This is a genomic window from Streptomyces sennicomposti, assembly GCF_019890635.1.
In the GTDB taxonomy this organism is placed as follows: domain Bacteria; phylum Actinomycetota; class Actinomycetes; order Streptomycetales; family Streptomycetaceae; genus Streptomyces; species Streptomyces sennicomposti.
The window spans coordinates 1-2914 of record NZ_JAIOAB010000124.1; the positions used below are offsets into that span (position 1 = coordinate 1).

Genomic DNA, 2914 nt, shown 5'->3' on the forward strand with positions numbered 1-2914 from the left:
AGCCCGCAACCCCAGCGACAACTCCCCACCATCACCACCGACCACCACCGCACGCTCGGTGAACGCGGAGCGGGCGCGGGACAGGGTCTGTGCGACGGCCACGGGTTCGAGGCCGTCCGTCGCCGTGAGCAGCCTGCGGGCCTGGGCACGCAGGGCGGCCCCGGTCCGGGCGGAGACGCGCCACGGGATGGCGGGGAGCCTGGGGCCGGCCTCCGGTTCAGGCTGGTCGGGGGCTTGTTCGAGGATGACGTGGGCGTTGGTGCCGCTCACCCCGAACGACGACACCGCCGCCCGCCGCGGACGCTCCACCTGCGGCCACGCACGCGCCTGCGTGAGCAGCTCCACCGCACCGGATCCCCAGTCCACCTTCGTCGACGGCTGGTCCACATGCAGCGTCCTCGGCAGCACCCCGTGCCGCATCGCCTGCACCATCTTGATGATCCCGGCCACCCCCGCAGCCGACTGCGCATGACCGATGTTCGACTTCAACGAACCCAGCCACAAAGGCACTTCACGATCCCTGCCGTACGTCGCCAGCAACGCCTGCGCCTCGATCGGATCACCCAGCGTCGTACCCGTCCCATGCCCCTCCACCACATCCACACCATCAGCGGACACACCCGCGTTCGCCAGCGCCTGACGGATCACCCGCTGCTGCGCCGGACCACTCGGAGCCGTCAGACCGTTCGACGCACCGTCCTGATTGATCGCCGAACCACGCACCACCGCCAGCACCGGATGCCCCAACCGCCGCGCGTCCGACAGCCGTTCTACGAGGATGGTGGCGACGCCTTCCGCCCAGCCGGTGCCGTCGGCGGCCTCGGCGTACGCCTTGCAGCGGCCGTCCGGGGACAGGGCGCGCTGCCGGGAGAACTCCACGAACACCCCGGGGCTCGCCATGACGGCCGCGCCGCCGGTCAGCGCCATGTCGATCTCGCCGTCGCGCAGTGCCTGGATCGCCAGGTGCAGCGCGACCAGCGACGACGAGCAGGCCGTGTCGAGGGTCACGGCGGGCCCTTCCAGGCCCAGTGTGTAGGCGATGCGTCCGGAGGCGACGGCGCCCGCGGTACCGGTGCTGAGGTAGCCCTCGACCTCCGGCGGCGCGTTCTCCATGTCCGCGCCGTAGTCGTGGTACATGACGCCCGTGTAGACGCCGACGCGCCGGCCGCGCAGCTTCGTCGGGTCGATGCCGGCGCGTTCGAAGGTCTCCCAGCTGGTCTCCAGGAGCAGCCGCTGCTGCGGGTTCATCGACAGCGCCTCGCGCTGGTTGATGCCGAAGAACGCGGCGTCGAAGCGGTCGGCGTCGTGCAGGAACCCTCCTTCGCGGACGTAGGAGGTGCCGGGGCGCTCGGGGTCGGCGTCGAAGAGCCGTTCCAGGTCCCAGCCCCGGTTGTCGGGGAAGCCGGAGACGGCGTCACGGCCCTCGGCGACCAGTTCCCACAGCTCGTCCGGGGTGCTCACCCCGCCGGGCAGCCGGCACGCCATGCCGACGATCGCGATCGGCTCGCTGCGGGCGGCCTCGATGTCGTGCAGGCGCTTGTTGGCCTGCTGGAGGTCGACCAGGGCTCGCTTGAGGTAGTCCCGGAGTTTCTGCTCACCGGCGGCGCCGGGTGAACCGGGGGCGGCTGACTGTCGCGGGGAACCAGCTGTGGACGTGGGTTCGTTGGGCATGGCCCGGTCGGTCCCTTCGGGGCTCGTCAATGGGTGGGATGGCTGCGGTGACGGCATCAGGACAGACCCAGTTCGCCGTCCATGAGCTGGAAGATCTCGTTGTCGGTGGCCGTGTCGAGGTCGATGGACCGCCCGCTGCCGGCGTCGAAGGCCGCCGTGGTGAGCGGGACCGCGCCGAGCCGGGCCGCGAGGTCGAGCAGCCGTACGCCGATCCCCTCCCGGACGCTGTCGGCCAGGCCGGGCAGGGCGCCGAGCGCCTCCTCCAGGGAGTCGAGCCGGGCCGTCAGGGCGGCGTCGCCCGCCGGGTCGTCGATGAGGCCCAGGTCCTCCAGGAGGCGGCCCGCCAGCTCCACCGGCGTGGGGTGGTCGAAGATCAGCGTGGCGGGCAGCCGGACGCCGGTCGCGGTGGCGAGCCGGTTGCGCAGCTCGACGGAGGCGAGCGAGTCGAATCCGGCGTCCTTGAAGGCTGCGTCGGAGCCGATCGCGCGGCCGGTGGCGTGCCCGAGGACGGCGGCGGCCTGGGTGCGCACCAACTCCACGAGGGCGTCGAGGCGTTGCGCGGACGACAGGGCGGCCAGCCGTTCGGCGAGCGACTCCTCGGCGGCCGTGGCGGCGCGGGCGGCCTTGTGCGGGGCCCGGACCAGCGCCCGGAGCAGGACCGGGACGTCGTCGGCCGTGGCGGCCCGCCTGCGCACCGCGGCCAGGTCCAGCCGCGCCGTCACCAGGGCCGCCTCGGACGACCGGAGACCGGCGTCGAGCAGGGCGAGGGCCTGCTCGGTGGGCATCGCCGCGATACCGGTGCGCCGGCCGCGCTCGAGGTCGGTGGCGCCGAGAGCGCCGGTCATGCCGCTCGCCTCGGCCCACAGCCCCCAGGCCAGCGCCACCGCGGGGGTGCCCGCGGCCCGGAAGTCCCGTGCCAGCGCCTCCAGCGAGGTGTTCGCCGCGGCGTAGTTGGCCTGCCCGGGGTTGCCGAGGGTGCCGGCCGCGGAGGAGTACAGGACGAACGCGGCCAGGTCCTGGTCCTTCGTCAGCTCGTGCAGGTGGCGGGCCGCGTCCGTCTTCGGCGCGAACACCGCGTCCAGGTGGTCGGGGCTCTGGGCGGTGATGACGCCGTCCCGCAGTGCGCCGGCCGTGTGGATGACGGCGGTGAGCGGGTGCTCGGGGTCGACAGCCGCGAGGGCGGCGGCGAGTTGGTCGCGGTCGGCCGCGTCGGCGGCCACGACGGTGACGTGCGCGCCGAGTT

At 73.4% G+C, this 2914-nt stretch carries 2 protein-coding genes; both read right to left on the reverse strand.

Annotated features, from left to right (window positions below):
• Positions 1-1671: type I polyketide synthase (locus K7787_RS31300; protein WP_247721471.1), on the reverse strand; the 1671-nt coding region annotated here is incomplete at its 3' end.
• Positions 1672-1727: 56 nt separating this feature from the next.
• Positions 1728-2914, reverse strand: a 1187-nt coding sequence (locus K7787_RS31305; protein WP_223003701.1) for a beta-ketoacyl reductase, incomplete at its 5' end; no start/stop codon positions are given.